Here is a 21,602-nt window from a genome sequence, read left to right as displayed (position 1 = left end):
TCCCAAGGTTCCCGCTGCTCCGCGTGCACCGCGCCCGGTCGCCACACACGGCCCTACCGGACCCGCCGACCACCGAGCAAGGGAAAACCCGCCCTTGCCCGGCAGTCACCGCGCCCGGTTCACCAGGCCGCACCGACCGACCGAGGTACCCGCTCCACCACCGCCACCGAACCACCCCGACGCACCCGCAAAACCGCAGGTCAGAGCCTAAAAACGTGTGACCAGCGTCACCATAAAAGCACCATAAAAGCACCAACAAAACATCGAAAAAGCATCAAAACAGATGTAAACTAGAGGCATGAACAACAACGAGAACGACCATCGCCCCGCCGGCCTCCTGCTCGACGTCTACCGCGCCCACCGCCTCGGCGACTGCACCAACGGCGGTATCAGCGCCGCCGCCGACACTCTTCTTTTGGTCGGCGTCCTCGACGAGCGCCGCGCCCGCACGGGCCGCATCACGTCACTGCCGTCCGGCTGCACCCCCCACGGAGTGCGAAGCCACGTCGGCGGCCATGAGCAGATCAGCCCCACCGTCGCCGTACGGATTCGACGCCACGCCTTCATCGAAGGCAGCTATGCCGCTTTGGTCAGAGTCGAATGGAACGCCGACCGTCGTCGGTACGAACTCACCGAGTCGGGACGAGTGGTGATGTTCGGAGGCAACTACGCCGGAACCTCCGACTCGAGACTGGGCGAGCTGTCCGAACGGTATCTCGGCCACCGATCCATGATCCTGCCCATCCATGACCGCATCGAAGACTGAACCAACGGCCCCGCCCTGGCGGGGCCGTCTGCTTTTCACGGAAACCCCCAGCTCAGAGGGTGAAAAGTGTGACAAAAGTCACCAAACAATCATCGGACAAACACCAATAAAACATCGAAAAATCATCAAAACAGATGTAAACTTGAGTCATGAACCACGGAAGCACCGCCGAATTCGCCACCGTCGACCCCGCTGACCTGCTCACCGACTCCAACATCCGCCATGACCTGCGCCTGACCGATGCCTTCCGCGAGTCGATCGCAGAGCAAGGGGTTCTGACCCCCATCACTGTGTGCCGCACCGCCGCCGGACCTCTGCGCGTGCTCACCGGCCACCGCCGCACCGCCGCAGCCCTCGGGGCCGGACTGACCCAGATCCCCGCCCTCATCGTCGGCGACGAAGGCGATGGCACCGACGCCGCCGTCGAACGGCTCGTCACCCAGTGGAGCGAGAACGAACACCGCGCCGCGATCACCAACGGCGAACGCCTGGCCCTGTTCGAGACCCTGGCCGACCACGGACTGACCTCCACCAAGATCGCCCGTCGCACCAAGGCGCCCCGCACCGAGATCGAGGCGGCCCTGACCTTGCGCGACACCGAGCAGCGCGACGCTGTGCAACGAGGCGAGCTGACCATCGAACAAGCCGCCGCCCTCGCCGAGTTCGGCGACGATCCCGCCGCCGTCCGCCGCATCGAGTGGGCCATCGCCAGCGGACGACTCGACCACGCACTCGCCGCCGAACGGTTGCGCCGCACCGAACGCAACGCCGCACTGGCCCGCGCCGAGGCGTACCTCGCAGAACACTCCATCGCCGCCGTGCCGCTTGGTGCTCTTCACGAGAGAGTGGGGGAGGGGACCAGCCAGCTGGTCGAGCGCGTCACCGACGAAGAAGGCAACACGCCCGCCATCGAAGAAGTCGCCGCCCTCGGACACCTCGGGCTGTACGTCTACAGCTGCACCACCTATTTCGACCGCGAGAGCGGCGACGAGATCGACGCGGACTACATCGTGGACGAGCTACCCGACGGCGATGCCCGCGAGGAATGGATGATTCCCCGCGAGAACGTCGTCGAAAACCACGAGACCACGCTGTACTGGCACGTCGTCAATATCGAAGACACCCCTTGGCGTACCTGGTGGGGACACCCCCGCCCCGCCGAGTCCGAACAGGAACAAAGTGTCGAGGACCGCGCAGTTCAGCGGCGCGAAGTGATCGAGAACAACCGCGAATGGCGAGCCGCCACCGAGGTCCGCCGCAAGTGGATCGCCCAGCAGACCACCCGCAAGACCGCCCCCAAGGGCACCGCCTCATTCGTGGCAACAGTGCTGATGAAGTGGCCCCAGATCCCCGCCGCCTATCACGCCCGCACCCTGGCCGAACAGATGCTCCCCACGTCCGACACTCTCGCGAAGCTCGCCAGCGCCACCGACCCTCGCGCCCTGGTCCTGCTGCGCGCCCACATCCTCATCGCCCTTGAGTCCCAGGTCGGCGTCGAGCACTGGCGCAAGCCCACCGACCTGTCGCAGTTCTACCTGCGCGCTATCGAAGCCCAGGGCTACACCCTCGCCGACATCGAGCGCCGCGCCGCCGGACTCGACCCCCTCGACGAGCAGTAACGCCCCTTCCGGTGGGCGGTCGTATCGGCCGCCCACCGGGCCAGACCACTCGCCGGGTGCCGGCCCCCGGCACGCATGGCCGTCGACCGGGGCATCGAACCCCGGTCGAAGGCTCCGGCACGGCCCTCACTTACGCATCATAAAATAATCAAAAAACAACCACACAATCATGTAAAACTCATCGAAAAGTCTTCACAAAGCATGATAATTAAGCGACAATGGACGAGTACCTGGGGAAACCCCGTCAAGCCGAAGGAGCGCCGCAATGATCGTCTGGACCGTCACGCTGACCGCGCCCACCGTTGCGCGCTCCGATTCTGGCTGCACCTTCACCCACGCGGCCGCCGCCTCCGACGCCGCCGAAGCAGCGCGCACGCTCGCGCTCGCCTACGGTGCGCCCGCCGGTAGCGCAGTCACCATCACCATCGACGGAAGCGTCATCGCTCGCGCCACCATCGGCCACCCCGACCCGACTCCCGTGCTCGACATCGCCGACGCCCTCGACGAACGGATCAGCGCATGACCGTCACCGACCAGACCGATCTCGACCGCTACCTCAGCGCCGACGAGTTCGCGCCCCCAGACGCCGACACCGAAACCCTGCTGCTGTGCGCGCTGCTGTTCGCCACCCGCGCCGCAGCCGCCGACATCGTGGACCTGCTCACCACCGACGACTTCCACCAGCCACTCCACGCCGAATTGTTCGACGCCATCGCCGCACTGATGAACACCGGCCAACCCCACGACCCCGCAATGGTCCTGGCCCACCTCGAGCGCCACGGTCGGCTCGCCGGTCACCACGGCCGCCGACTCGCCTACGCCCTGACCACCGCCACCACCGCCGGCGCCGATCCCACCGCCGCGCCCTACTACGCCCATGCCGTCATCAGCGCCGCCTACCGCCGCAGCTTTCGCACCGCCGGAGCCGCCATCACCGAGGCCGCGGAAACCCTGCCCGAAGCCGACCTGTTCGAGCACATGGTCGCCATCGGCCGTGCTCAACGCACCGCCACCCGCCGGCTCGAGCACGTTCGCGCCCGTATCGGCGCTGCGCCTACCGTCGGGAACATCAAGTAGACATAGCGATGGGGGAGAGGAGCCTGCCTCCGCTCTGACAGTTCGACGCTCGCGAGGGGGAGACCATGACCGACAAGGAAAACCACGATCAGACACTCCGAGAGATATTCGCCCTACACGGCGAGGAAGCTCTCAAGAACCACATCGCCCAGAACATCCGCGCTGCCAACGCAATGGCAGGCAAGTTCGACATCGAAGATCCCCGCACGATCATCAACAGGCTCGAGGCCGGTGAAACGCTCGACGATCTGATCAACGAGCTCCTCCCGCACAGCGAGGACTCGGAGTGACCGGATCGGCCGCCGAATCCGAGGGCTACATCCCCGGAACCGACGTCCGAATCAACCTTCTCGGCATCACTGATGCACGCCTACTCGAACGCATCGAGGACAGAGCCTTCGCGGCTGGGATGTACGAGTTCGCGCAGGTCCCGTCGCCCGAGAAGTTCACCGGCGATTTCCTGCGAGAGATCCACCGGCGCGGTTTGTATCGCGTGTACTCATGGGCCGGTCAGTACAAGACCGTGGCCACCACGCAGGGGAACCTTCCGATCACGCACTCAAGCCCGGAGGACACCGTCACCGACGTCGAGGAACTGTTCGCCGACCTCGCCGACGAGAACAACCTGACCGGACTCGATCACCGCACCTTCGTCACCCGCCTCGCCGACTACTGGGCACGCATGACGGAAATCCATCCCTTCCCCGACGGAAATTCTCGAAGCCAATTCGAGCTGTTCCGGCGCATCGCCATCAAAGCTGGATGGGTGATCGACACCGATCGCGTCGATCTCGCTGCATTGTCCGCAGCCCGCTACGTCACCGCGGAGAGCGGAGATCCCAGACTGCTCGCCGATGTCCTCGCCCCCGCCGTCGTGCCGGTCACCGGCTACGCACCCATCGAGCCTGCGCCCGGCCGACCCGCTCTTTCCCTGGTCAGCCACCTAGCGATGATGCGCGACTACGACCGCGACCGCAGTGGCCCCTACACGGCCTTCCAGACCTTCTGGGAGATCCCCCGCGAGCGATCCTTGAGCGGAGCCGAACTCGACAACGCTCACGCCCTGGTCCGCATCGGCCTGAACCTGGCCGAACGCACCGACTACGGTCCCGAACACGATGCCGCCGTACGCCGGATCCTTGAGGGCACCTCCACCCTCGCGGCCGAACGCGCCGCCGCAGCACTACCCGAGCCGAACCACCGCTACAAGGACCTGTTCGACCCAGCAGCAGGCAAGAACACCATGCGCTACGACACCGGAGCCCCGGTCAATGCCTTCGACGAGCGCGACCCTGCCCGGCTGCGCCGCCTCATCACCTGGGAGTTGGCACTGCGGACCGCCGACTACCTCGCCCACCGCGAAATTACCGGGGACGGCAGCGAACTACACGCAAGTGTCATCCACCGTGAGCTGCACACCGACTTCATGCCGATCGTCAGCGACACCTCCGCCTACACGAGCCCGGTGATCGCCGCCCCGGACGAGAACACTCTCACCGACCCCCACCAGCTCGGACGCCACATTGCCGCCATCCAGGAGGAAACCGAAGGAGTCCAGTCGGTCGCCGTCGTACTCATGACCGACCAGCTCGTCCACGACCGCCCCGACCGCACGATCGACTGGCGCACCATCGACCCCGAAGCGCTCCGTGCCGCCACCCACGCGGCCAACTACCACGACGATCCCCCCGAAGGCATCGAACCGGACCCGGCCCTCAAGGAGGCCATGCGAGTTGCCGGCCGGGAAGCCTTCGCCGCCGAACTCGCCCGTGCCACCACCACCACCACCGAGCTCCCCGCCGCCGCCCCGAACCTCGGCACGGTCGACGCCGCGCAACGGTACGAGAGGCACTGGGATGTGCTGGCCCACCGCAGCTACGCCCTGCTGGAGAATTCCCCGGAACGCAACGAGACCTACGAGCCGCTGACCACCGCAATTCAGGCGGCCGAGGAACCCCGTCACGCCACGTCGACCAGGACCGACGATGCCCTAGAGACAGCGAAACCGAATCCCGCCGACGGCGAGCCGCACCGGAATCTCACGCATGCCGACGAGGTAGGGGAGGAGCAGGGCCCGATCTCGACAGCGAAGGCACTCCACGGACCACCGCAGGTCCACCACACACCACCACAACCGAACAGCCGACCTCCGGCCATACATGAACACCAACCACCCACACCCGATCTGCACCTCAGGCCGCAGCTATAAGGCCGACGAGGCGGAAAAGTGTCGGGCAGCCGTGTTATTACTGGCGTAGAGCTGCGTTGCACGGCTGACCCCGACGCTGCCATCGGTGCCCGCATCACCACGGCCAGCACTCGAGGGCAAGGTCCCCCGGATCTGCAACCACCTGCGCCTACCGTCGTCCACCAGTGATGACCGATGCGGGCGGCATCACGAGTGTTGTGAACGGAGACGCCATGACGAAGAACTCTGCCCGCAAGAAGGCCGCCCGCGCGTACCAAACCGCGCACCCCGGCACCACCTTTCCCGACGCACTCCGGGCCGTCACCGACAGCGCCACCAGCACTCCCACTGCACCGCCGGCCCGTGCAGGGAAGCGGCAGCCCTCGACCACCGGAATCGACCCGCAGACCGAGGCGGCCGCCATAGAAGCTCTGACCGCCCTCGCCCGAAGCACCCGCAGCGACGGCTCACAGGTCGACTTCGCCGATACCCTCGCCGACATTCTGGTCGTTGTCGCCGCCAACATGGGATCGGTCGAAGGATTGCTCCGCGGCAGGCCGACCTCGTGGGAGGCCGACCTGATCCACCGGCTCATCACCGGTGCCGAAGCGGAAGAGGATCTTCCTGCGCGACGTACCGAGCCGGTTCGCGTCCCGCTCGAGATCGACGAAGAATGGGACCGCTTCGGGTTGGCCGCTCTTGCACAAGAGGCATTCGACGAGATCAACGGGCGCATGCTCGAGGTGGATGACGAGAGCCCCGAATCGGGTGCCCTGGCCGACGAACAGCTCGCCGTCGACGAACTCGAAGACAGCGACCGCGCCGCCTACATCTCCGCATTCACTGCCACCGCCCGCCAGATCGCCCAGGAACACGGCATCACAGCCCCCATCGAGGTCATCACCAGCTCATACCTCGATGACCAGCCGGCCCACGAACCGGACGAGCTCGAAGAGCGCATCCGCTATGCCGCTGTCGTCCGCACGCCCCACCCGATCACCGACAGCAACGCCACAGAGCTGATGGAACAGGGAGTCAGGCGAACGGAACTTGCCGCCGCACTGCGCGCCGCCGGTCACGACTACCGCGCCCGGGTTGCCCGCGTGAGCTCATGATCGGAGCGGCTGCGCCGCGCTGAACCCTGAACGGCCACCGAGAGGGATACGTCAGCCGCGCAGTGGCCCTGTACGAATCTGCTCCACAGACCGCTACGAATACCGCAGCAGACAGAAATGAAGAAAAAACCGAATTCGTGCACCAGTCGGTTACCGCCGCCGAGCTTCCAGCGTGGACAGCAGAACGAACTTCGTGCCCATCAGATCGAACGCCGCCTCGCTGTCCCCGGCGACGAGAAGTTCCCGCTCATGGGCGTGCAGCGACGCAATCGCTGTCTCGAGCTCATCGTCGGTCATCGCATCGGCGGCATCACCGATGGCTCGCGTCCTGTCCTCCACGCGCCGAGAGTAGCCACCGTGTCGTCCGCTGCACGTACAACCCAGCAGCAGAAAAGGCGATGGTCCCCGGCGGGGGGCGCCGGGGACCATCCTTCGACCCGGCCGGGAATCACTCACCTACCGGGGAACTCGGTGATTGCAGCGGTCACCGTAGCGGAAGTGCGTACCGGCACCAAACAGGTGAAGCGAGAGCGACCGGCAGGAGGAAGAGCTCTCGCAGTCAGCTCTCGACAGGCACGAGATCGCTCACGCGCGCCGGCCACGGATACGTGAGCGGGCTGTCGGCGTTGACCTCGATCATCGCCATGCCGGTGTCCTCATCGACGTCCTTGACGGTGAACACGAACTTGCCGCGTGCGCTGACCTTCACCTGGTCGCCGGGCTTCATGGTGGTGCTTTCTCCGATCGACACGACAGAACGGGACGTGTCGTTTTCCCAGTTCAAACCACAATTTTAGCGAAGCTAATTTTCTGGCTGCCGACGGGTCGCCCCGTCTGTGATCCCGCCGGCTCGCTCACCTTCCGGGTCGGGCTGCGGTTGCTCCTGCGTCGGTCTCGGCGGCCACTGCACCCCGGAGAACCGTGGTCCCGTATGGGGCGGAATGGCAATCTCTGCATCGCAGACGATGCACAGGTAGGTGCGGTGCCCGCTGGCTCCCGAGGGGCGCAGAGCCGTCGCGCACGTGCACGGTGTCCATCCCACCACCACCCGGTGTGGTCCCAGTCGGTGCCCGTTCGGGCACCGCTTCGGTGCGCGTTCGTAGGACACCACCAACCAATTTTCGCACATGCGTTCGACTCGGGGCACTATAGTCGGTGGGCGGCAGGTCGATGGAGGGACGCGACAGCGGACTTCGGGAAGCATCGGCCTGCCGCATCATTTCCGCAGGAAACTCGGCATCGAGAGCGGAAGAACCTCCGATACCGGGCACCCCCGCACCGGCCTGAGCACTCGCCTCGGTACGGTCACTGCCGTCCACGAACCGGGGGGAAGTGGACCGTCCGGCACCGTCATGCCCCTCGACCGACCCGGGGGGAAGATTGACCAACCGCCACCGCCACCGCGCCCGCACCGGCGCCGCACTGCTCGCTACGGCCATCACACTGACCGGCTGCACCTCGACCGCGAGTGAAGGCACCGCCGAGGCCGCAGACACCACCGCACCGCGCACCGCCGCGCTGATCCCCGCCGCCCCGGGCGAACCCGACCCCGGCGAGGAGTTCTCCACCCGCCCCAGCGACTACCCGGCCACCGCCGGGGACAACGGCATCGGCAGCATCATCGAAAGCCAGCGCATGGCCGAATTCCTCGTCCTGCCCGCCGAGGTCGACCCGGCACTGACCGAGGAATACCTCGACCTGACCCGCCCGATCTTCGGACCGATCCCACTGGCCTACCTGCTCGCCGACACCGACTCGACCATCGAGCAGATCGGCGCCGAGACCGGCATCATCGCCGGATTCTCCACCGCCCGCTTCACCAAGGACAGCAGGGCCCGGATGGTCCACGCCGTGCTGCGCTTCCGCGACGCCGCCGGAGCCGGCGACGCCGCGACGCGGTTGCACGAGCACCTGCTCGACCCCGCGGTGTCCGGGCCGACGGCCGCGCCGCATCCGCTGGCGACGATGCCCGACAGCCTGGTCCACACCGTCGAGACGGAGTTCTCCCGGTCGGTGGCCGCGCTGACCCAGCACGGCCACTACCTGATCTACACCTTCGTCGACAGTCCCACCGACCGGGCGAGCTGGGCCGACGGCGCGCTCGAGCACGCGCTGGAGTTGCAGCGGCCGATGATCGACCGCTTCCCCGCCACCGCACCGAGTGAGCTGCGGAATCTGCCGGTCGACATCGACGACATGCTGCGCCGCACCCTGCGCTATCCCGACGGCGCCGAAGGCGCGCAGGTCCCCGCCGTCTACGGCCCCCGCGGTGCCGCGCACCTGCTCGCCCAGCTGGGCACCCTCGACATGTTCGCCGACACCGCCGCCACCCACATGGCCCGCGACGCGACGTTCGTCTACCGCACCGACGCCACCGACCGCGCCGAAACCCTCTTCGACCGGGTCGTCGCGCAGATCCGCGACAAGAACGACGACATCTCCGTCGTCAGCGCCGCCGGCCCGCCCGGCATCCCCGACGCCCGCTGCTTCGAGGTCATCACCCCCTACTCCGAAGGGGCGAGCTGTGCACTGCTCTACGACACCTACGTCGCCGAGATCCGCACCAAAACCCTCACCGGCGCCCACCAGGCGACCTCGGCGCAGTACCTGATCTTCCAGGCCACCGACACCGACTGACCTGCGACAGAACAGGACCCCAGCCATGACACACCCCGGCCCCGACCCGACCGTCCCGCACGAGGTCGACTTCCAGCACATCCCCACCGGCGGATTCTTCGCCGAATGCACCCAGCCGAACCGCGCTGCGGCCGAAGCCTTCGCCCTCGACAAACTCATCGACCTCGGGGAAGACCCCGCCGAGGCCGGCGAGGCGGTCAAGCTGGCCGGCTACACCGCCGCCGATGCCCACACCTACGCCGTCCGGATCTATCCCACCCGCAGGTAGACGCCGGGGCGAGGGGAAGAGGCCGCTACTCTCGCGAACCCGGTGACCCACCAGGTCACCGGGTCCGGGCCGGGAACCCTCATCGAGCTCCCGAGCCGAGGCTTGAGGAGTAGCGGCCCCCCGATCCGCTGAACCGGACTGTAGCGCACCCATTTTCCGAACAGACGACGCCCGGATGTGAGCGAAGAGTGCATCAGACGCTGGCGACGCATCTTCGCCGCTTTCCCTGCAACTCCTTGCCCACCACGACCATGACAAGGCTCAGGAAGGCCTCGACGGCGACCCGTTGACGACGGCCGGACATCTCTATCAGACCGCAGGGGACCTCAACGCGTCGTAAAGGCATTCGCTACTGTCGCGCGAGTGAACCATCTCCAGGCAGTGCGTGACCGGCCGTTTAACGACGATGAGACCGAGCAGATGCGCCTACTCCTCAGCACATTTCGCGACGGCTCAGGACAACGGGTGAAGGCGGGCTTCATGCCCGACTTCCTGTCTTTCGAGCGGGTCACCGCATACGTACTCGGAGGCACCACCAACGAGGACAAAGGTGTGTTTGACGTTGCTGTCCCGAGCGGTGACGGCCGCAAGCAGTGGGGCGTCTCATGCAAGATGGCGAGCACTCAACCGACCAAGAATTGCTGCTGGTTCATGGAGCTCTCCAACTCCGCCAAGTACCTAACTGACGCTCTCTTAGCCGAGACGATCCACTGGCAGACGAATCCTGAAGCAGCAGGTCCCATCCTGGTGGCGACCGTCGGTTCCTGGCACGAGAAGGTGCGGGAGATCTATGACATCGACGCCAGCAAGTACCTGTTGCTCACGCACGACTCCCGGTGGCGCAAGTTCGAGATGGCGGCGTTCAACATCGACATTCTGACCCGGATCGCGGCCACCGACATCAAGTGGGTGGTCGAAGGTCGAGAGGCCAACGCTGGTAAACCTTCATCCGTCGCGGGATACATAGAAGTCAACCGCAAGCCGCATCGCTTGTGGCAGTGGTATGCCAACTCGGGAGGCCAACTGAAGTTCTACCCGCCCATCGGCTGGGAGGAGTGGCGAACGGGAGAGTTCGAACTTTCCGAACCCCCCGTGCGCGACCTCAAAGATAAAGTCGAGGACTACTGGCCGGGGGCTTGGCCCGGACCTGACGCCCCCGGGATCATCCCTTCTTGACCCACAGCACTTCCATGCGCTCTGCTGCCTTCTCCACCTTTGGGGGCTTGATCAGAACCTTCTTCCAGCCTGCGAGTTTCTCGTCGTATAGATGGTTGTTGTAGCCCGAGATGACGACCGGCCCCGGATGTGCGACTAGGGCGTCGAGCATCTCGATGTGCTCCGCGATGCTCATCTCCGAGGCGTACATCTTCTGGGTTCGAGTCTCCATCAGGTACGGCGGATCGGCGTAGATAAGCGTGTCTTTTGTGGCGAACCGGCGGATGACTTCGATCGCAGGACGATGCTCGATCTCTGCATCCTTAAGCCGCAGCGCAAGCTCAGCTAATTCGCTCGGCACACGCTGCCAGCGAAGCGACATGCCCCCTGCTCGCTGCCGCGAGCCCCGATTCTTCCAGCCTGTCTTCTTGGCGAGATCCGATGCGTGCGCCTGCCAAATTCGCGTGACGAACCGGCGCGCGTCCTCGAGTTCGTCCCCAGTCACGAGGTGACTATCGTCGTACTCCTCACGACTCCACGGCGTGGTCTCGAGTGCAAACAGAAGATCGTCAGTTCGATCGCGCAGGACGCGGAAGAAATTCACGACCAAGCTGTGCGCATCGTTGATGAGTTCATGACCGCTGGGATCCTTGGTGAAGAACACTGCCCCAGATCCAAAATAGGGCTCGATGTAGTGGTAGTGCTCATCGAAGTGGCTGACGATCTCGGCGGCTAGTGACCACTTGCTTCCCGGGTATCGCAGGGCAGCGGACCGCCGTTTGGGGGCTTCGACCACCTCGTCTGCAGTGAAGAGGGATAGGGGAGCATCGGTGGTCATGCCACCAACGGTATCCGGAGCGTCCGACCGCATCATGCGACCCCTGCCAAGTAGGTCCACGTTGAGGGCCGCGGAGCAAGAGTGTTAATCACACCGCTATGTATAGCGCGCTATACATAGCGGTGTCAAACGCGCTATACATCGTGCAGTACGATTCGCCACTATGGACCCCCGAACACGCCTCGCAATGTCGGTTCAGGATCCACGTCAGCGCCTGGACGTCCTGCTGGAACTTTTGTCCGAGATCGAGGCAAACCGAGTGGAGGTGCTCACCGCGCGCAATCGTACGATTCAAGAGCTTCATCGCAGCGGCGTTCGCATCGCCGATCTAGTATCGATCACCGGCCTCACGCGGGCGCGGGTGAATCAGATTCTCGCTGGGACACGCTGAGGGACCGTAGTAGTGCGCTAAGTGAATGGTGAGCCAGAGCAGTCCGGATGTACGACCCAGGCACCACTCGGTGGGACTACCCGGTGAGAGATGAAGGGCTCGCTGCCCCCTGTTTCCAATCAGTGTCGATCGATGAGCTTACAGCCCATCGATGACGCCCTACCCGTTCTCGCTGTTCCAGAAGGGACGACGCCGAGCCGCTACACCCGCGGTGCCAATTGATCGACACTGCCGCCGGCGGCAAGCTGATCTTCTCCATCTGCGGCGCGCTTGCCTGTCCTGTAGGCGATCGTTGACTGTTCGGCTTTGCCCACCCCGTCTGACTAGTAGGCGGTGATACCGAGGTCGTCGAGGTCGCTGGTCAGCTTCCAATAGACATCGGTGTCGTAGAAGCCCTTTGCATCGCTGTTCCCTTGCTCTGGGTCGATCTTGTCCATGTCAGGGACGTCGTAGGAGATCACGTATCCCTCGTTTGCATCGCTCCACTCGACATGGACGACCATCTCCGCTGTATCGATGTCGTACTTGTCGTTTCCGTGATTCTTGGCGATGTACTCAAAGGAATACGTAAAGGTGTAGCTGTCGTCCTGCTTCAGCAACCGGGGGTCGTCCTCGTCCGGTTCGTCTGCGAACCCGTGACTATCGTCATCATCTGATGTGAAGTGCCCGTGGGGGTCCAGCACATCTGCGTCAATCTCTTCTCCGCAAACGGGGCAAGATTCGCTAGCCATGGTTCTCCTTCGGTGCAATGTGCAATATGGGTGTGGTCGTCGAGCGCGTCACTGGTGGCTACCTAGGTTCCACCGATCAGGGATCAGCCGAACTGCCACTCCCAACCGTTCGCCCAGTTCGACGCCCGATATTGCAGAACACCACTCGGCGTCGGCGACTCGAACGCCACCCGGAACCGATACTTCGACGCCGGCACCAACTCGCTAGGCCACTCCGCGTCGATGCAATACCGGCTCGCCTCCGACGTCGGTCGCGTCTCCACGTAGCCGTCCGCGTCAGCGATGGACCAGTTGTTCTCCGGATGGAACCCGCCAGGCAAGGTCAAGTCCTCATCGAAGCCTTCGCGGGTCTCGGCCTCGATCGAGGCGATGATGATGTGCCCATCCTCCGAAGGCTTCGAAATCGACAGCTCGCATTCCGGATCGACCTCGATGCTATTGATGGTCCAGGTCACGGCGGGTTCTTTCACTCGAGTGTCACCGGCTCCGATCTGCCTGCCGATCTCAGCGATGTAGTTGCCCCGCGGTGACAGCTCGAACGCGGGTGCCTCCGTCGTCTGGGTGGTCGACTGCACAGAGGCAGCTGTCTGGGTGGTGGTACTTGCGCTCTCTGTCTCGTCACCTCCGCTGCCGCAGGCGGCCGCGAAAAGAGCGAAAGGGAGGAGCACGAGAGCCGAGCGTTGTTTCATGCCCGAATCATTTCAATTGCCGAGATCGGAGGCAAAAGTAGCATTCGCACTGCTGTAAGTCGTGTGCCTGCGAGCTACGCCGAGTTCGCTTGGACGGGCGCAGCCAGGACTGTAGATAAAGGGCGTTCAAACCGCGGTTCCTGGCGCGCGCCCATGACTACTGATTCACATTGTCGAACCGCCGCCAACGGGTGTAAGCAGACTGCCTGCTGATCCCGACAGCTTCGCCAATGTCAGCCCAGGACGACCCACATGCTCGAGCCACCGCCACAGCTTCATCCAGCCTACGGCCGGCCGCCTGCGCTTCACGCGCGGTCCGCTTCACTGCTTCAAGACTGGGTGGCCGGACATGCTCGAGCCACTCGGTGTGGCAACTGTCCTCTACCCACCTGGGAGCAGGTCCGCCTTCCGGGTCATACACCTGATCGGGCTCAGGTGTCGCGGAACGATCTGTCAGTCGGCGAATCATCAACGGAGCCTTCCAGCCGCATGAGCACCGTGCCAGCCACCCGACGGTTTCCGAAATGCTCACCGTGTTTCCGTCGTCGAGGACGAGATTGTCGCCCTGCAGCTCGGTCACTCGACGCCCGGCCGAGACCTCGATCGAGGCATGCCCCTCATGCTCGCCGTCCACTGTCTGCCAACTCATCGTAATCAACCCATCGTTGCGATTTAAATCCAATAGTAAACTGTGATGTCAAGTGAACGCATGGGAAGTTATGTCATAAGATTATGACGCTAGATCAGGATGTTGCGAAAACGTCCGAAGCGCTCCATAGAGAAAGGGTGTGCTGTTTGACGATCCTTCAACCGCACACCGTGCGGAGCCTCCAGACCTCCGGGCGACAGCGCCGTATCGTCCGACGATATGGCGTGGTTGATGCTTGGTGTTCTGGCGCTGGTGGGGTTGGCGGTGGGCGTGGTGGTGCCACGACGAGCCCGGCTTGGTAGCGCGCCAGGGTTCCCGTGGTTCTGGGTGGCGTTCCCCGTCACCTGCATCGTCATCGCGACCGCGATCGGCGTCTTCGCTTGGCCTCAAGTGTTGACCGGCTCGGGAAGTTACTGGTGGGAACCGCCCACTGCGAATCGGCCCGGTCTGCAGTTCTTGTCGAGCGAGCAGTACCAGCGGTTCGTGACACTGCGCCGGTGGAGATGGGTGCTGCCGGTGGCATCGCTCGCGGGAATCGGGTTGTGCGTGTGGGCCTGGCGGCGGCGCCGGGTATGACACCGCTGTTGCCGATGGGCCTGCGGGACACCACGGAATACCTAATGAAACTGTGCCGCTCAGGGGTGTTCGGTGAGGTTATGCGGTTACCCCGTGTTACTTAAGGTGCCGGTACAGCGTCGTACGACCGACCCCGAGGATCTCAGCGATCTCGGTCTGACTCATCCCGTTGTCGCGCATCAACTTCGCCTGCTTGATCTTCTTCGTCGTCATCTTCGGCGGCCGTCCGCCGACCCGGCCGCGGGCCCGGGCCGCGGCGAGGCCGGCGGAGGTGCGTTCGCGGATGAGGTTGCGCTCGAACTCCGCGAGCGCGCCGAAGATGGAGAAGATCAGCTTGCCGCCGGCGGTCGTGGTGTCGATCGATTCGGTCACCGACCGAAAGCCGATGCCGCGCTCTTCGAGATCGGTGACCACTTGAAGCAGATGAGGTAGGGACCGACCGAGTCGATCGAGTCGCCACACCACCAAGGTGTCCCCGGACCGCAGATGAGAGAACACCTCGTCGAGTTGCGGCCGAGCGGTGGTGGCACCGCTGGCGGTCTCGGTCCAGATCCGTGAACACCCCGCAGCCCTCAGCGCGTCGCTCTGCAGATCGAGGGTCTGATCGGTCGTCGAGACCCTCGCATAGCCCAGAAGTTCGCTCACAAGCTCGCAGTGTTCCATAACTCACCGACAGGTACGGTTTTGAACCAGAGGTTTCGGACATGAGTTTCGGGACAATAGTCGCACCTGGTCGCCCGAATCCGCTACGGATGTTTCATATACGTTCGTTTTCAGAACAAGATCAATTTTTGGATCGCTCCTCAAAGAGAGTGCAACCCGGAAGATCTGTGAGCGCAACGCTCGGCACTCAAGCGGTATAGAGATCCTCGACGACCGGAGCTACACCGACAAGGGTTACACCGGCCGCAACCGACACCGGCGCTGTCTGCACGAAGCGCTCGCCGACGAGTTCAACGCCAAGTGTCCGACTGAGCATTGTCGGCTCCGTTCACGATCTGAACGACCCGACCGGAAAGCCCTTCTTCGACCTGCCCGCCCTGATGGCCGAGGAGAGGTCTATCGGACCGTTAATGCTGTGAATCGACGTTTTCTTGCGGATGGATGAAGTATTTCCGGTAGCGGGGGAGGCTATCCTCATTATAGAGAGAATGTTCTAGTACCATGAGAACCTCCTTCTTGGTCACCTCATTGCTGCCATGCGCGGCGATGGAAATGAGATCGTGAGCATTCTCCGTCACGTTTAAGAGATGGCGGACCGGTTGAATTATTACAGGGTCAAATTTGCTATTAACCGCCCATTGTAAGTATTGATAAAGTCGCTCAAGATCACATGTTAGGTCCGATGCTTCGGCGATTCCGAATATGTAAAATTCGACAAGTTTAGCCGTGGCGACAGATTTAGACAATGAACCAGTTCGGGATTCGCAGTATGAGCGATATGCAGCAAAAAAAGAGGGCCAGCTATAACGCGCAATCTTGCGGGAAAGCCATTCTGTGTTGCTGATTGGAATACGCACAAGGTCGATATTTCGGCTAATGTTCATGTAAATCTGCAGCAAATCGGGGAGTGCCTGTTCTACGCCCATCTGTGTTGCCCATTCGGCGGCTGCGTGAAAGTTCAGAATCTCATCGACATCCAGGCAATATTCGCCCCCTCGACTCAAGACGTGATCAGATTTATATCTGATCTCAGATATCGCAGAACAGGCACTCGATGCATTCCAACTATTTTCGATGTATGGGATAGCGTAATGAGGGTCTTCCATGATTCGCCGGAAAAGCATTCCTATGCGCACCCAGGGGTCCACTCTACGGAACGCTACTTCCGACTCATTGCAGGCATAGCCAGCCATGACGGCAAAATGCTGACCATGGGCCCCGCTGGCGAGTTCATCGAAGTCCGTTCTGTTCGAGATCTTAAACGAATCCATAGCTCGACGCCACGATGGAGTATCCCCGATACCAGGACGGTGTGCGAATCGATCCCTGTAAAATCGGATGAAAGCACCTCTTGCGTCCCATGTCGAAGTCATGTCATCGAATTTTATCCGCGCGGAATCATCCTCGAGCACCGCAAGAATATCTATAATGTCGAATATTACTACAAGCGATTGCACGCGAGAGAGTCGCTTTAGTATTTGTTCGTCATCGCCTGGTTCTAAAGCGTTCAATAAGCCATTGAATATGTAGTCGGTTTTGCCCTCTATGTAAGCGTCTATATTTACGAATAGAGCCCGCTTTGCATCAATTACCTCAAGAAAAGAGAGCAATTTCCCAATCCAACGGTGAGGATCCTCTTCCGCAAGCTCTTCAATATCCTTGATATGCCGTGCAACGTATTCGGTCCCTAATGCTGATGGAAGCCAGGCATCCTCGATTCTGGGGTCAATTTCCAGGGCCAATTGTTTTGTCAAATTTGGATCGAGCCATTCTGCCACCCCGTAATGGTGTAAGGTGAAGGCCCTGCGCGCAAGCTCTTCGCGACGATAAGAAGTTGCACTCCTCTCGATAATATTTGACAGTTGAAAAAAAAATCGATTTCCTACAGTTTCTTCAGTATTGTGGAGCTCAAATAGGAGATCTATTAACCTGCGGTTCGCAGGCCCTAACAGTCCAGCGCAGTGCTCAAGAGCAACAGACCAGGCCGGTCGTAAAGTTGCGGTGCGAAGGAAATCTTTGGCTTCAGTGAAATCGCGTTGTATCCAGGAAGCCAAGGCTTGTCCAACAAGGTGTTCGTGAATTGTGCGGTGCAGCCACCGGTACTGCTGACCCAGCAGGTCACCACGTCGGAGTTGTCCGTGGGGTATCAGCAGCCCATCGGTCTCGGTCAACTCGGCGGCGTCACCCCTGAAATTCGGGTCAAACGCTAGCTCACGCAGGGAGATATGGTCAGCCCACAAGGGCAAGTCAGACGCTGCGGCCGCCGGCCGGTTTGCCATTGCCCATGCTACGGCCGTTGCTAACTCAAGAATTCTCTGATTCTCCTTGGCGGACAGCCGACGTTGAGCCGGAGGTTTCCACCGTCGTTCAAAGAAGAGTCCGAGATACTGCTGGTAAAGACCATGTTTCGTGCTTTGCGCGGTCTCATGGGTAGATACGTAGCAGATGAACCCGGCCAGTAGTGGAATCTGCGCAAGAGACGACAGGTCTGAGTCCTGAACCGCTACTAATGTCTGGTCCCGGAGGTCTGCCTCGGGCTCGGTGAACCAGGAGTCGACGAACTTCTCGACCTCCGGGTGATCCATGTGGTTGACGAGCAGCTCGGGTGCCTCGTACATCGGCTTGGTGTACCCCGTGATGCGGGAGGCGATGGTAATAGTGCCGGGGATATCGGCTAACGCGACCAGCACCGCTTCCGCAGCGGCCCGACTGGACTGTTCGACAATCTCATCGAGTCCGTCAAGCGCGACCAGAAACATATCGTCGCGCACGATCGACTCGACCAATCTGCCTCGGATATCGGAGGGGCAGACGACACCAGAGAATGCGCTGGCCGCATCAACAATCAGGGCGGCCGCATGCTCGGGGTCCAACGCTTGCCGGGAACTGTGTGCTGCGGCCAGATCTCCGAGATCGTCGAGACGGGCAAACAACGCGAGTCGTCCCTCAGCGATGTTGCCGAGGCAGCAGGCGGACAGAACGGTGCTCTTCCCGTGTCCCGGATCGCCGAGCAGCACGCTGCGTCGATGTTGGAGAACGAGTTCTGTAGCCGGAGTGTCGGAATGACGACTCAGGCCGCTGTACAGGCCCGTTTCCTGGGCGTACCCCTTTTCCCAGCCGTCGTCGAGTACGGAAGCGGTCAGCCGCTCGGCCAGCGCGCCGACGGTCAGATGGCGAGGATAGTAGGGCGGCAGTTGTGAGAGCCGGGCAGCGCTGCGCACGCAGAAATCCAGGCACTGTGGGTCGACAAGTGCCCGCTGTGTGGCGGTCGCGGCCACTTCGGTGGAGTCGCGGATCTGTGCTTCAGTCTGTTGTTGATGCAGGACCATCTCGATCATGTCGGCATCGGGGGTGCCGTCCGATCCTCGTCCACTGCATTGCTTGAGAAGGGCCTCCCGTTGAGCTGCATCAGCGCCGAGACCGTTGGCGAGCTCGGTAAGCAAGGAGCGAGTGAATTCCCTCCCATAGAACATGCAATAGGTCAGTTCCTCGCTTGCCTTCTGGAGATCACGCAGCCACTCGGCATCCGGGCCCTTAGTCCGCTCAAGGGCCGTCTCCAATGACGCCTCCTGCCGTGCTGCGACAACGAACACGGACAGAAGACGGGGGCTTGGTACCCGCCGCCCGTCGATGAGGGGCAGATCCTTTGCAGGGCGCCGCCGGTCGGTAAAACACGTGTCGAGCTGATCCCCGAAGTGCGCCATGACGAAGCCGAAGACGAACTCGGCGGCACTCGCGCTGACCTTTGCCATTGATCGATCATCTCAAAGCAACTTCATTCGTCCTCATTCGTCCGCACTCGAGTGCGGACGAATGAAATGACTGTCCGATGTTGCCGCGCATATCGTCGTGTTGTCCGAAGCGCCACATCACATCTCACTCAGAAGGGAGGCACATCATGGGTGACTACGACGATCACTCCGACGGATTCGACAACGATGGCGGTAACGACGCCTCAAGCGATCAGAACGACGGAAGCTAGAGCTTCCGGGGTGGCAGGCGCGGTAGCCGCCGCGCCTGCCACCTTCACATCCGCCTTGCACGCGGATACCACTCTCCAGAGACACGGAAAGCGACTTCATCATGACTGACACCTCTCGCCGTGACCATCCCGGCAACTGCTCCTCCTGCGGCAGCAGTTGCGGCCCCAACACAACCATGCCGACGGAACCTAAGATTTCGGCGGTCTTGGCTCCGCTCTCCTTCACCGACGAGGTAGACCCGGCACTGTGGAACCGGCTGGTGCGACGCATTACCAAGGACGCCGAGTTCGGCACCAAGATCGGTGACGCTGGTCAGCAGACGGCGATCGACTTCGCCGGACGCATCCTCAACCAGACGGTCGGCTTCCTCGAGCTCATCGCTCACAACCCCGGAGTCGGGTTCTCCCCGAGTCGCCTGGTCGACATCGGCTGGCACAACTTCATCCTCTACACCCGCGAATACGCGCAGTTCTGCCACCGAATCGCCGGCCGCTTCATCCACCATGCCCCCTTCGACGAGGTTGGAGTCGATTACGGCACCGGGCACGCAGTTCGTACCGTCGACGCGCTGCGAGCGTTCGGGTGGCCCGTGGACGATCTGCTGTGGACGTCCGACACGCTGAGCTGCGATGCCCGACTGATTCAGTCCGCGGACTGCGGCCAGTGCGAACCCTCCCGTGGATACGACTGCGGCGCCTGCTCAACCACACGCATGTCGTCTGCGGCACTGCACCGTGCAGTCGCCAACAACGGCAACTGCGGTACGCAGGACTGCAGCGATGCGTGCGGTGGTCCCGACGGGTTCACCATCACGCAGCGCACGGGTCTGAAGACCCTCGTCGCCAACAACGGCAACTGCGGTACGCAGGACTGCAGCGATGCGTGCGGTGGTCCCGACGGGTTCACCATCACGCAGCGCACGGGTCTGAAGACCCTCGTCGCCATCAACGGCAACTGCGGCTCGCAGGATAACGGTGACGCATGCGGTGGAGGGCAGGACGGAGGATCCGACGGCAACTAACCTGTCGCCTGTGGGGCGCCTTCGGGAAACTGAGAGCGCCCCACAGGCTATCTAGGCCATCGCAGAAGCGGCGAACGGAACGTCAGGAAGCTCGGATCTCTATCCGGCGCTGCGTGAAGAGCGTGAAGAATGTGACAAGCGAGATCTGAGGGCGATCCGCTCACGGCGACGTCGAGCTTCACGTACTTGTTGACGAGCCCGGGAAAGGGCCTGGTCAGGCGTTTCGTTCGAATCCTTCGACTCGGCGGAGCGACGCGTCACCAGCTTTACGGATCCCATACTCACGCTCCTTCCCGTAGCTCTACTCTCTAGTATAGTTCGCCGCGTTTGGCTTCAGCGTATGCCACTGCTAGGGCTGAGGCGTACAGGGCAATAGTTTGGCCGTGGCGATCGTCCAGGTCGCCGGCTCTAGGTGCATCGATCGTCAACAGGCCGAACCCCTTCTCCAGCGAGCGGATTGGAGCGGTGATGAAGGTCCTATAGCCGTCGCCGCTACCCTCCCATTCTTCCTGTTGCCCAACCTGATCCAGATCGGCTGCGAACCGGTACGGACCCGCCATCTCAAGGACCTTGAATGCCTTGTCGCCGCGCGCTGAGCCACGCTCGAAGCTCTTTGGTTGCTGGTCTCTCCCGCGGGCAGCGGAGCAGTTCATTCGCTGTGCGTCATCCGAGATTGTGAAAACGCAAACTCGAACACCAGGAATCGAATCAAACGCCCTGGCAAGGCGCCCGCAAGCGCGGTCCGCGAGCCTGTCTGCTGTTCGCTTGCGATAGGGAGCGGGCTGGTCAGCAGTTGACGCGAGCTCCTCAAGCAGAGGAGACAACGATTCTTCCAGTAGGAGGTCTCGCGCTGAGTGGGTTTCATCGAGAGATGCACTTTCGTGTCGCCAATAGAGCAAGAGGCCGAACACTAGGCTGGCGACCACGATGCAGGGCGCGCCGAACGCAGGGTTTGAGCTGACAACGCCACTGCCTACGAGTCCTGCGGCGAAGCTCGACGTCTCCGCAGTCTTTTCATAGCGAGCCAGATGATAGCCAAGCCACAGTGCGGGATTAGGGGGCGGCTTGGTCACGGATCTCGATGATACGCAGGAGATCCATTACCACGTTGGTCTCGGGGCCGGTAAACGTATGCTCCCGCGGCCGGCGGACGGTGCCCCCTCGCTCTGGCTAGGAGTGTGCCCGGCTCGTCTGCGGTGTGTCGGCTCTACCGATCCCCGGGGGCTCCGCCCCCGG

General features: G+C 62.5%; 21 protein-coding genes. 13 read left to right on the top strand and 8 right to left on the bottom strand.

Features of this window, described 5'->3' with window-relative positions:
* Positions 1-298: 298 nt before the first annotated feature.
* The 7 genes from B9C99_RS24160 (at position 299) to B9C99_RS24130 (ending at position 6,765) form a co-directional block, all read left to right on the top strand.
* Positions 299-766: a hypothetical protein gene (locus B9C99_RS24160; RefSeq protein WP_088899622.1), complete on the top strand. Its 468-nt coding sequence runs from the start codon at positions 299-301 to the stop codon at positions 764-766.
* 149 nt (positions 767-915) lie between these two features.
* Positions 916-2,385: a ParB N-terminal domain-containing protein gene (locus tag B9C99_RS24155; RefSeq protein WP_088899621.1), complete on the top strand. Its 1,470-nt coding sequence runs from the start codon at positions 916-918 to the stop codon at positions 2,383-2,385.
* Between the two features lie 265 nt (positions 2,386-2,650).
* The gene (locus B9C99_RS24150) at positions 2,651-2,908 is read left to right on the top strand and encodes a hypothetical protein (RefSeq protein ID WP_088899620.1); all 258 of its coding nucleotides are present in this window, start codon (positions 2,651-2,653) and stop codon (positions 2,906-2,908) included.
* On the top strand, positions 2,905-3,462 hold the full coding sequence (locus B9C99_RS24145) for a DnaB-like helicase N-terminal domain-containing protein (protein ID WP_088899619.1): 558 nt from the start codon (positions 2,905-2,907) through the stop codon (positions 3,460-3,462). The genes B9C99_RS24150 and B9C99_RS24145 overlap by 4 nt, the downstream gene beginning before the upstream one ends.
* A gap of 65 nt (positions 3,463-3,527) precedes the next feature.
* The gene (locus B9C99_RS24140) at positions 3,528-3,752 is read left to right on the top strand and encodes a hypothetical protein (protein WP_088899618.1); all 225 of its coding nucleotides are present in this window, start codon (positions 3,528-3,530) and stop codon (positions 3,750-3,752) included.
* Positions 3,749-5,671: a Fic family protein gene (locus tag B9C99_RS24135; protein WP_088899617.1), complete on the top strand. Its 1,923-nt coding sequence runs from the start codon at positions 3,749-3,751 to the stop codon at positions 5,669-5,671. Before B9C99_RS24140 ends, B9C99_RS24135 begins: the two co-directional genes overlap by 4 nt.
* Before the next feature lie 212 nt (positions 5,672-5,883).
* Positions 5,884-6,765: a hypothetical protein gene (locus B9C99_RS24130; RefSeq protein ID WP_143543601.1), complete on the top strand. Its 882-nt coding sequence runs from the start codon at positions 5,884-5,886 to the stop codon at positions 6,763-6,765.
* Between the two features lie 150 nt (positions 6,766-6,915).
* On the opposite strand, the gene B9C99_RS24125 is transcribed toward B9C99_RS24130, so the two are convergent.
* On the bottom strand, positions 6,916-7,104 hold the full coding sequence (locus B9C99_RS24125; RefSeq protein WP_088899615.1) for a hypothetical protein: 189 nt from the start codon (positions 7,102-7,104) through the stop codon (positions 6,916-6,918).
* Positions 7,105-7,324: 220 nt separating this feature from the next.
* Positions 7,325-7,516 carry a hypothetical protein gene (locus B9C99_RS24120; RefSeq protein WP_088899614.1) on the bottom strand — a complete coding sequence of 64 codons (192 nt, stop codon included), beginning with the start codon at positions 7,514-7,516 and terminating at the stop codon, positions 7,325-7,327.
* A gap of 629 nt (positions 7,517-8,145) precedes the next feature.
* Here B9C99_RS24120 and B9C99_RS24115 point away from each other — a divergent pair.
* The 3 genes from B9C99_RS24115 to B9C99_RS24105 all read left to right on the top strand — a co-directional run bounded on the left by B9C99_RS24115 (position 8,146) and on the right by B9C99_RS24105 (position 10,846).
* Positions 8,146-9,402, top strand: a complete 1,257-nt coding sequence (locus tag B9C99_RS24115; RefSeq protein ID WP_088899613.1) for a hypothetical protein — start codon at positions 8,146-8,148, stop codon at positions 9,400-9,402.
* 25 nt (positions 9,403-9,427) lie between these two features.
* Positions 9,428-9,670 (top strand): hypothetical protein, encoded by a 243-nt coding sequence (locus B9C99_RS24110; protein ID WP_088899612.1) that lies wholly within the window; start codon positions 9,428-9,430, stop codon positions 9,668-9,670.
* Positions 9,671-10,033: 363 nt separating this feature from the next.
* Positions 10,034-10,846, top strand: coding sequence for a hypothetical protein (locus B9C99_RS24105; RefSeq protein WP_088899611.1), 813 nt, complete (start codon positions 10,034-10,036; stop codon positions 10,844-10,846).
* Here the strand turns inward: B9C99_RS24105 and B9C99_RS24100 are convergent.
* Positions 10,833-11,663 (bottom strand): DNA adenine methylase, encoded by an 831-nt coding sequence (locus tag B9C99_RS24100; RefSeq protein ID WP_172415077.1) that lies wholly within the window; start codon positions 11,661-11,663, stop codon positions 10,833-10,835. The genes B9C99_RS24105 and B9C99_RS24100 overlap by 14 nt on opposite strands.
* 187 nt (positions 11,664-11,850) lie before the next feature.
* Between B9C99_RS24100 and B9C99_RS25710 the strand changes: the two genes are divergently transcribed.
* Complete coding sequence (locus tag B9C99_RS25710; protein WP_143543600.1) at positions 11,851-12,054, top strand: hypothetical protein; 204 nt, start codon at positions 11,851-11,853, stop codon at positions 12,052-12,054.
* Positions 12,055-12,377: 323 nt separating this feature from the next.
* On the opposite strand, the gene B9C99_RS24090 is transcribed toward B9C99_RS25710, so the two are convergent.
* Together B9C99_RS24090 and B9C99_RS24085 are read right to left on the bottom strand one after the other, a co-directional pair.
* Positions 12,378-12,785, bottom strand: a complete 408-nt coding sequence (locus B9C99_RS24090) for a hypothetical protein (protein ID WP_143543599.1) — start codon at positions 12,783-12,785, stop codon at positions 12,378-12,380.
* Positions 12,786-12,868: 83 nt separating this feature from the next.
* The gene (locus B9C99_RS24085) at positions 12,869-13,474 is read right to left on the bottom strand and encodes a hypothetical protein (RefSeq protein ID WP_088899607.1); all 606 of its coding nucleotides are present in this window, start codon (positions 13,472-13,474) and stop codon (positions 12,869-12,871) included.
* 868 nt (positions 13,475-14,342) lie between these two features.
* Between B9C99_RS24085 and B9C99_RS24075 the strand changes: the two genes are divergently transcribed.
* Positions 14,343-14,699 (top strand): amino acid permease, encoded by a 357-nt coding sequence (locus tag B9C99_RS24075; protein ID WP_088899605.1) that lies wholly within the window; start codon positions 14,343-14,345, stop codon positions 14,697-14,699.
* A gap of 96 nt (positions 14,700-14,795) precedes the next feature.
* Here the strand turns inward: B9C99_RS24075 and B9C99_RS24070 are convergent, their stop codons facing one another.
* Both B9C99_RS24070 and B9C99_RS25705 read right to left on the bottom strand, forming a co-directional pair.
* Positions 14,796-15,344 carry a recombinase family protein gene (locus B9C99_RS24070; RefSeq protein ID WP_088899604.1) on the bottom strand — a complete coding sequence of 183 codons (549 nt, stop codon included), beginning with the start codon at positions 15,342-15,344 and terminating at the stop codon, positions 14,796-14,798.
* Positions 15,345-15,769: 425 nt separating this feature from the next.
* On the bottom strand, positions 15,770-19,114 hold the full coding sequence (locus B9C99_RS25705) for an NACHT domain-containing NTPase (protein WP_143543597.1): 3,345 nt from the start codon (positions 19,112-19,114) through the stop codon (positions 15,770-15,772).
* Between the two features lie 436 nt (positions 19,115-19,550).
* Between B9C99_RS25705 and B9C99_RS24050 the strand changes: the two genes are divergently transcribed.
* The gene (locus tag B9C99_RS24050; protein WP_088899601.1) at positions 19,551-20,366 is read left to right on the top strand and encodes a hypothetical protein; all 816 of its coding nucleotides are present in this window, start codon (positions 19,551-19,553) and stop codon (positions 20,364-20,366) included.
* A gap of 308 nt (positions 20,367-20,674) precedes the next feature.
* On the opposite strand, the gene B9C99_RS25700 is transcribed toward B9C99_RS24050, so the two are convergent.
* Positions 20,675-21,439, bottom strand: a complete 765-nt coding sequence (locus B9C99_RS25700; protein ID WP_143543596.1) for a GAF domain-containing protein — start codon at positions 21,437-21,439, stop codon at positions 20,675-20,677.
* Positions 21,440-21,602: the final 163 nt, after the last annotated feature.

The sequence above is a fragment of the Rhodococcus sp. BUPNP1 genome (genome assembly GCF_002215235.1).
GTDB lineage: Bacteria > Actinomycetota > Actinomycetes > Mycobacteriales > Mycobacteriaceae > Rhodococcus.
This window is presented reverse-complemented; position numbering and strand designations above follow the sequence as displayed.

What these genes read in the sequence shown, in the direction of transcription:
- B9C99_RS24160 (WP_088899622.1), top strand. Translation starts at nt 299, where the DNA reads ATGAACAACAACGAGAACGACCATCGCCCCGCCGGCCTCCTGCTCGAC.
- B9C99_RS24155 (WP_088899621.1), top strand. Translation starts at nt 916, where the DNA reads ATGAACCACGGAAGCACCGCCGAATTCGCCACCGTCGACCCCGCTGAC.
- B9C99_RS24150 (WP_088899620.1), top strand. Translation starts at nt 2,651, where the DNA reads ATGATCGTCTGGACCGTCACGCTGACCGCGCCCACCGTTGCGCGCTCC.
- B9C99_RS24145 (WP_088899619.1), top strand. Translation starts at nt 2,905, where the DNA reads ATGACCGTCACCGACCAGACCGATCTCGACCGCTACCTCAGCGCCGAC.
- B9C99_RS24140 (WP_088899618.1), top strand. Translation starts at nt 3,528, where the DNA reads ATGACCGACAAGGAAAACCACGATCAGACACTCCGAGAGATATTCGCC.
- B9C99_RS24130 (WP_143543601.1), top strand. Translation starts at nt 5,884, where the DNA reads ATGACGAAGAACTCTGCCCGCAAGAAGGCCGCCCGCGCGTACCAAACC.
- B9C99_RS24110 (WP_088899612.1), top strand. Translation starts at nt 9,428, where the DNA reads ATGACACACCCCGGCCCCGACCCGACCGTCCCGCACGAGGTCGACTTC.
- B9C99_RS24100 (WP_172415077.1), bottom strand. Translation starts at nt 11,663, where the DNA reads ATGACCACCGATGCTCCCCTATCCCTCTTCACTGCAGACGAGGTGGTC.
- B9C99_RS25710 (WP_143543600.1), top strand. Translation starts at nt 11,851, where the DNA reads ATGTCGGTTCAGGATCCACGTCAGCGCCTGGACGTCCTGCTGGAACTT.
- B9C99_RS24090 (WP_143543599.1), bottom strand. Translation starts at nt 12,785, where the DNA reads ATGGCTAGCGAATCTTGCCCCGTTTGCGGAGAAGAGATTGACGCAGAT.
- B9C99_RS24085 (WP_088899607.1), bottom strand. Translation starts at nt 13,474, where the DNA reads ATGAAACAACGCTCGGCTCTCGTGCTCCTCCCTTTCGCTCTTTTCGCG.
- B9C99_RS24075 (WP_088899605.1), top strand. Translation starts at nt 14,343, where the DNA reads ATGGCGTGGTTGATGCTTGGTGTTCTGGCGCTGGTGGGGTTGGCGGTG.
- B9C99_RS25705 (WP_143543597.1), bottom strand. Translation starts at nt 19,114, where the DNA reads ATGGCAAAGGTCAGCGCGAGTGCCGCCGAGTTCGTCTTCGGCTTCGTC.